This is a genomic window from Sphingopyxis sp. UBA6723 (assembly GCF_002454115.1).
Lineage (GTDB): Bacteria > Pseudomonadota > Alphaproteobacteria > Sphingomonadales > Sphingomonadaceae > Sphingopyxis.
Genome location: NZ_DKIH01000007.1, coordinates 73,314 through 79,680 on the forward strand (window position 1 = coordinate 73,314; position 6,367 = coordinate 79,680).

The 6,367-nt window shown below is 66.7% G+C and carries 12 protein-coding genes; 3 read left to right on the forward strand and 9 right to left on the reverse strand.

Annotated features, from left to right (window positions below; genetic code table 11):
- Positions 1–36: 36 nt before the first annotated feature.
- Positions 37–642, reverse strand: a complete 606-nt coding sequence (locus B4F07_RS05675; protein ID WP_293702116.1) for an SOS response-associated peptidase family protein — start codon at positions 640–642, stop codon at positions 37–39.
- Positions 643–820: 178 nt separating this feature from the next.
- Here B4F07_RS05675 and B4F07_RS05680 point away from each other — a divergent pair, with 178 nt between their 5' ends.
- Positions 821–1,294: a glycine zipper 2TM domain-containing protein gene (locus B4F07_RS05680; RefSeq protein ID WP_293702114.1), complete on the forward strand. Its 474-nt coding sequence runs from the start codon at positions 821–823 to the stop codon at positions 1,292–1,294.
- A gap of 18 nt (positions 1,295–1,312) precedes the next feature.
- Here the strand turns inward: B4F07_RS05680 and B4F07_RS05685 are convergent, their stop codons facing one another.
- Positions 1,313–2,239, reverse strand: coding sequence for an arylamine N-acetyltransferase family protein (locus tag B4F07_RS05685; RefSeq protein ID WP_293702111.1), 927 nt, complete (start codon positions 2,237–2,239; stop codon positions 1,313–1,315).
- Positions 2,240–2,488: 249 nt separating this feature from the next.
- Between B4F07_RS05685 and B4F07_RS05690 the strand changes: the two genes are divergently transcribed.
- Together B4F07_RS05690 and B4F07_RS05695 are read left to right on the forward strand one after the other, a co-directional pair.
- The gene (locus B4F07_RS05690; protein ID WP_293702109.1) at positions 2,489–2,719 is read left to right on the forward strand and encodes a hypothetical protein; all 231 of its coding nucleotides are present in this window, start codon (positions 2,489–2,491) and stop codon (positions 2,717–2,719) included.
- Positions 2,676–2,921 (forward strand): hypothetical protein, encoded by a 246-nt coding sequence (locus tag B4F07_RS05695; protein WP_293702106.1) that lies wholly within the window; start codon positions 2,676–2,678, stop codon positions 2,919–2,921. The genes B4F07_RS05690 and B4F07_RS05695 overlap by 44 nt, the downstream gene beginning before the upstream one ends.
- On the opposite strand, the gene B4F07_RS05700 is transcribed toward B4F07_RS05695, so the two are convergent.
- The 7 genes from B4F07_RS05700 to ung form a co-directional block, all read right to left on the reverse strand.
- Complete coding sequence (locus B4F07_RS05700) at positions 2,918–3,346, reverse strand: OsmC family protein (protein WP_293702104.1); 429 nt, start codon at positions 3,344–3,346, stop codon at positions 2,918–2,920. The genes B4F07_RS05695 and B4F07_RS05700 overlap by 4 nt on opposite strands.
- Before the next feature lie 80 nt (positions 3,347–3,426).
- Entirely contained in the window at positions 3,427–3,759 is a 333-nt protein-coding gene (locus B4F07_RS05705; protein WP_293702101.1) for a DUF962 domain-containing protein, read from the reverse strand.
- 50 nt (positions 3,760–3,809) lie between these two features.
- Positions 3,810–4,256 (reverse strand): YaiI/YqxD family protein, encoded by a 447-nt coding sequence (locus B4F07_RS05710; RefSeq protein ID WP_293702160.1) that lies wholly within the window; start codon positions 4,254–4,256, stop codon positions 3,810–3,812.
- Positions 4,257–4,279: 23 nt separating this feature from the next.
- Positions 4,280–4,561: a DUF427 domain-containing protein gene (locus B4F07_RS05715; protein WP_293702099.1), complete on the reverse strand. Its 282-nt coding sequence runs from the start codon at positions 4,559–4,561 to the stop codon at positions 4,280–4,282.
- 26 nt (positions 4,562–4,587) lie between these two features.
- Complete coding sequence (locus B4F07_RS05720) at positions 4,588–4,719, reverse strand: hypothetical protein (RefSeq protein ID WP_268239169.1); 132 nt, start codon at positions 4,717–4,719, stop codon at positions 4,588–4,590.
- A 78-nt stretch (positions 4,720–4,797) separates the two neighbouring features.
- Entirely contained in the window at positions 4,798–5,556 is a 759-nt protein-coding gene (locus B4F07_RS05725; RefSeq protein WP_293702090.1) for a sulfite exporter TauE/SafE family protein, read from the reverse strand.
- Positions 5,553–6,266 carry a uracil-DNA glycosylase gene (ung, locus tag B4F07_RS05730; RefSeq protein WP_293704597.1) on the reverse strand — a complete coding sequence of 238 codons (714 nt, stop codon included), beginning with the start codon at positions 6,264–6,266 and terminating at the stop codon, positions 5,553–5,555. Before ung ends, B4F07_RS05725 begins: the two co-directional genes overlap by 4 nt.
- Between the last annotated feature and the right edge of the window lie 101 nt (positions 6,267–6,367).

Sequence of the window (6,367 nt, forward strand, 5' to 3'; positions counted from 1 at the left end):
ATAAGGCAGCGTTGGTTATCATCGGGTAACCCGCCCCTACTCCACCACCATCAGCTGCGACGGAAACGGCACCGCCAGCGCCGCCGCCGCTTCGGCATCGCCGTCCAGCCATGTCGCATAATCATCCTCGGCCAAAATCACCGGCATCGCCTTGGGATGCAGCGGCGCGACCAGCGGGTTGGGGGCGCAGGTCAGGAACGCATAGGCATCGCCGACCGCGGTCGGGCGCCACAGCCCCGCGAACGCCGCGACCGCGCGGTCCGCGACGCGGAACCAATGCTCGTCCTTCGTCCCCTTGCCGTCGGGCCCCAGCTTGGGTTCGGCAAAGCGGCTGAACGGCACCAGGCACCGCTGCGCCGGGCGTTTCAGCATATTGGCCCAGAACGGGCTGGCCAGGTTGCGGACGTTGGTGACATATTTGGTCACCGTCGTCCCCGGCCGCTTGCCGGGCAGCGTCAGCGGCACCCCCCACGCCATCTCGCCCGCGACGCGCGCGCCATCCACCGTCCGCACCACCTCGCCCATCCGCCGCGGCCACACGTCGATCCGCGTCTCCGAAAAGGGCGCGTCGTACGGCTGCGCGCCGATATATTCGCGCCACGTCGGAATCGCCTCGGGATGATTCTGATAATGGTTGCACATGGGGACGGCATCATGCCCGAAACCGCCGCATTGCCAACCCCCCCGCCTCCGGCACATCGCGTTCGCCTGATCTCCGACGGAACTCCCGCCGCTTTCAAGACTTTACTTCATGCGTGGGGCAAAAACAGAGCATGCCCACGCCCGTCTGGCCCGGCACGCGACTTATGGAGTGATGTCGATGAAAAAGCTGATGATCCTGCCCCTCGCCGCGGCGACCGCGCTGGTTGCGGGCTGCGCCTCTAACGGCCTTTATGGCGGGGTCGGCGCCGGGACCGGTTATGACGATGGCGGCTACGGCTATTACGACCAGAATTATTACAGCCAGTACGGCAATTATGATTACAACCGCCCCGACCCGCGCCACGGCGGCTATTATGCCGACAATTATTACCGCACCGACCGCCGGTATCGCGAGCGCCGCCTGTCGAGCAACGACCGCGTCTATCGCGGCCGCGACGGCAAATTTTATTGCCGCCGCAATGACGGGTCGACGGGGCTGATCGTTGGCGGGATCGCTGGCGGCGTCGCAGGCAACGTCATCGCCCCGGGCGGCTCGGAAACGCTGGGCACCATCCTCGGCGCGATCGGCGGCGCGGTGGCGGGCCGGGCGATCGAACGCAGCGGCAACAACAACGACGTGCGCTGCCGCTAAGCCGAACCACGCGCGCCGCTACGCCGCGATCTCGGCGGTGGCGGCGCGCTCGATGACGGGGCGCCAGCTGCGCTCGACCGGCAGCAGGAAAATCTCGGCCAGCGTCCGCTCGATTTCATCGGCGGTCAGATAGCGCCGGTCGATCCGCCCATCGGCCAGCCGCACCGTCAACCGGTTGTCGCGCAACCCATAGCGCGCCTCGGCGGTCGTCCGCGCCGCGACCAGTTGGCGGGTGAAATGCGACTCCGGGTGCGTCGAGGTGTACCAATTGCCGACGACGCAATCGATCGGCGGCGCTGCGGCGGCGTCCAGCCGGTACAGCGTCTGCCACGCATCGCCGATCTCTGCCTCGACTTCCCACCCAAAATCGCGGCGCGACACGCGGTAATCTTCGTGCTGCGTCGGCTGCGGCGCCTCGCTGTCTAACGCCAGCGGCTGCGGCGGCACCGCGGCGCCGAACCCGACATCGGCGAGCCACGGCCGCCCGTCCAGCGTCACCAGCACCACCTGGTGGGTGCGCGGGGTCGCGGGGGCATCATCCGGCAGCATCCAGCGCACCCGGCCCAGCATCGCTTCGGCCTCGAACCCGATCGCCTGCAATATCCTCAGGAACAGGCCATTCTGCTCGAAACAATAACCGCCGCGCCGCCGGTCGATCAGCTTCGCCGCGACTGCCTCAGCGCCGATGTCGATCCCGACACCGGTCAGCGCGTCGATCGCCTCGAACGGGATGGTGGCGATATGCGCCGCCTGCAGTGCCGCCAGCACATCCAGCGTCGGCGTCACCGGCCCGGTGTAACCGATCCGCGCCAGATAGCGCGTCAGCAGCGGCGCCCGCTCCGACGGCGCGGGATCGCCATCGTCGGCAGCGGAAGAGGGGGCAGCGGAAGAGGGGGCAGCGGAAGAGGGGGCAGCGGAAGAGGGGGCAGCGGGATAGTGCAACATCGGCAAGGACTCCGTTCACGAATCGACTGCCGATGGGTATGAAAGCTCAAGCGCAGTTGAGATCAAATGCTTTTTGCCGGGTCGTGGTCGCCCGCCCGCCGGTCGGCGCATATCTGCGCCTTGTCGAAGCCAGCGCGACAGGGGTGCGCGCGGCGGTCATGGTCGGTGCAGTCGGAGCATCCTGCCGCGGCCCGTCCCCGCAACAGGGCTCCGGCGCTTCGACCGTCACAACCCTTCGGGAGCCAGTCCATGCGTTTCGCCTTGTTCGCCCTAACCCTGCTCGCCGCACCCGCCGCGGCGCAGGACGATGCGCCGATCGTCGTCATCGGCCAGCGCGATATCGAACAGCAGATCGAATCCTTCGTCGGCGCGCTGACCCCGGCGTCCCCACGCGGCCAGATCGCGCGCTTCGAAACCGCGGTCTGCCCCGGCGCCTTTGGCATGGCCGACGCGCGAGGGCATCGTCGCCGCCGGATATAACGACATCAACCAGCTGGTCGAAGCGGTGGTGAACCGCGACACCGCCACCCCGGCGCGCTGGGAAAAAAGCTTTACCGCCCCGATGCGGTGTAACCGGCTGATCCTGTTCAGCCCGTGGATGTTCCACAACAGCGCCGCGGGTTTCGGCACGACCCCCGCCGACGGGCGGCTCGTCTATCTGATGTTCTTCGCCGCCGCCTAATTTTCCAGGCGGTGCTCCAATGTGATCTCGCAATCGAGCAGCTTCGACACCGGGCAGGTCATTTCGGCCTCCTTGGCGATTTTCGCAAACTCGTCGGCGTCGATCCCCGGCACTTTGGCGACCAGCGTCAAAGCCGACTGGCTGATCTCGAACCCGCCCTCGACCTGATCGAGCGTCACCGCTGCGCTCGTCTCCAGCGTCTCGCCGCTATAGCCCGCGCGCGCCAGCCCGAACGATAGCGCCATGGTGAAACAGGCCGCGTGCGCCGCGGCGATCAACTCCTCGGGGTTCGTCCCCGGCTGCCCTTCGAAGCGCGTGCCGAACCCATAGACCTGCTTGTCGAGCACCCCCGATTTGGTCGTGATCGACCCCTTGCCCTCCTTGCCAAAACCTTCGTAACGGGCGGAAGCGTGATTGACGGTCATGCAATGTCTCCTTGGACAAGGGGGCGGACGGGACTCGGAACGGACAGCCTAACATGCACCGCGGAAATGACGAAAACGCGTCAGCGCGCGACCCCCGCCTTGTCGAGTTCGGTGCCGAGCCGTCCGGTCAGCCACAGCCCCCACATCTTGAAATCGGCGGCCAGGCTCCACAGCGGATAAGTAAAGGTCGCGGGCCGGTTCTTTTCGACCCCGAAATGCGCCGCCCACGCAAAGGCATAGCCCGCCAGCGGCAACGCGATCAGCCACCCCCACCGACCGCTCACCACCGCCCCGATCGCGATCAGCACGACCAGGCTGGTCCCGACATAATGCAACGCCCGCGTCGAAGCCTTGCTATGCTCGCGCAGGTAAAAGGGCCAGAATTCGGCGAAGCTGGTATAGAGTCGCGCCATAGCATCAGGATGCGGCGACGCGTCGGCGCGGTCAACCTCCGTAAAAACGGCTATCCGCGCTTCAGCCGCACCAGCGCGCTGTCGAGCGCCTGCAAAAACTGCGAGCGGTCGGTCTTGGTGAACGGCGGCGGGCCGCCGATCTGGTCGCCCCCGGCGCGCAGATCGGCCATGATCGCGCGCGTTGCAATCGCCGGGCCGATCGACGCCAGCGTGAACGGCTTGCCATTGGGACCAAGCACGCTCGCCCCCGCCTTCAGCGCCCGGTCGGCGAGCAGGATGTCGGCGGTGACCACGACGCTCGCCGCATCTGCCGCTTCGGCGATCCAGTCGTCGGCGGCGTCGAAACCGTCCGACACCACCACCCGCTCGATCAGCGGGTGTTCGGGTACGCGGAGCCGGCTGTTGCTCACCACCTTCACCGCGACCTCGTGCCGCCAAGCGACGCGGTAAATCTCGTCCTTCACCGGACAGGCGTCGGCATCGACAAGGATCTGGATGGCCATCGACAGAGCAAACGCAGTCAGCCGACCACGACGCCTTTCCAGAAGGCGATGCGGTCCTTGATTTCGGTCGCGGCATCCTTGGGGTCGGGATAGTACCAGGCGGCGTCTTTGTTCACTTGGCCATCGACGGTGACATGGTGGTAGCGCGCGGTGCCCTTCCACGGACAAAAGCTCGTCGTCGCACTATCCGACAGCAGCGCCGCATCGACCGCGGCGCGCGGGAAATAATGATTGCCCTCGACGACCACCGTAGCGTCGCTCGCGGCGATCACCGCACCGTTCCATCGTGCCTGAACCATGCTCGCCTCCTGCCTGCCCCGCGCGCTTATTTCTTCATATTGTCGAGGCCCGCGACCACGCCGACCTTGGTCGACGGATTGCTGGCGTTCGGCTTTTTGGGCTTTTCGGCCTTGGGCTTGCGGACTTCACGGCTCGTCTTCTTCTGGCCTTTGGCCATGGTCAATACCTTGAAAGGGGGCGGACGCCTGTGCCCGTCGCGGCGCAGCCTACGCCGTTTGGCGCCGCAAGTCGCCTGTTATCCCGCCAGCCCGTCCCACATCAGCTTGGCGCCGAGCACGACCATCAGCAGATAGATGAGGACATAGAAGCGGGCGCCGTCGATCCGTTTCAGCCAGCGCACGGTCAGCAAGGTCGAAAGGATCGCCAGCGGCATCAGCAGCGCCGCGGCCACCAGCACCTCGTGCGGAAAGGCGCCGAGCGCGATGTAGGCGGGCACCTTGATCCAGTTGATCGCCGCGAACAGCACCGAACTGGTGCCGACGAACACCAGATGCGGCAGGCGGCGCGGCGTCACCCACATCTGGAACGGCGGCCCGCCGGCATGCGCAATCTGGCTGGTGAAGCCGGTGGCGACCCCGAACAGACTGCCGACCCAGCCCGGTGACGTCGACGCGGCGACCACCCGCCCGCCGCGCTCGACCCACAGCCGGTACACCCCGAACGCCAGCGTGATCGCGCCGAGCGCCGCCATCAGCTTCGCCTCGTCGACCTGCTCGGCGAAAAAATAGCCCGCGCCGATGCCGACCGCGGCGCCGGGGAGCATCCAGCCGATGATCCACCCGTCCCATGTCTTGCGAAACGACCATACGCTGACGACGTCCTGCACGATCAGGATCGGCAGCAGCAGCGCGGCGGCGAGCGTCGGCGGCAGCACCAGCGCGACGATCGGCGTCGCCAGCGCGCCGACCCCCGACAGCCCGCCCTTGGCGAGCCCGAGCAGGATCACCGCCAGCGCCAGCACGGCGAGCGTCAGCGGATCGCTCAGCAGGTTCATGCGGTGGCAGCGTCCGGATTGTCAGGCAGCGCCCAGTCGATGGCCCCGCGCCCCTGCGCCGCCAGGAAATCATTCGTCTGACTGAACGGCCGCGACCCGAAAAATCCATTATGCGCCGACAGCGGCGACGGGTGCGGCGCGCGCAGGATCAGATGCGGACTACCCGCGCCCAGTCCCCCAACATTCGCGGCTTTTTTCTGCGCATGGCTACCCCACAGGATGAAGACCTTCGGCGCCAGATCGGCGGCGACCGCCGCGACGACGGCGTCGGTGAACTTTTCCCACCCCTTGCCCTGGTGCGACGCCGCCTGCCCGGCCTCGACCGTCAGGCAATTGTTGAGCAACAGCACGCCCTGGCTTGCCCAATGCCCGAGGTGCCCGTGCAACGCGCGGGGAATGCCAAGGTCGCTCTGCATTTCCTTATAGATGTTGACCAGGCTCGGCGGCACCCGCACCCCCGGCTGGACCGAAAAGCACAGCCCATGCGCCTGCCCCGGCCCATGATAGGGGTCCTGCCCCAATATGACGACACGCACATCCTGCGGCGGGGTCGCATCAAGCGCCGCAAACCAGTCGCGCGGGCGCGGATAGATGGTCTTGCCCTTGTCACGCTCGCTGGCAAGAAACGCTTTCAGCGCCGCCATATAAGGCTGCGCAAACTCACCGCCTATCGCCGCGAGCCAGTCGGGATGCAGTTTGACCTCGGCCATGTCGGCGCTTGAACAGAGGGGCGCGGACTTGTCCAGTCCTCCCGTCCGACCACTAGCTACCGATAGCGGACAGAAAGTTCCTCCCCGGAACGGGGAGGGGG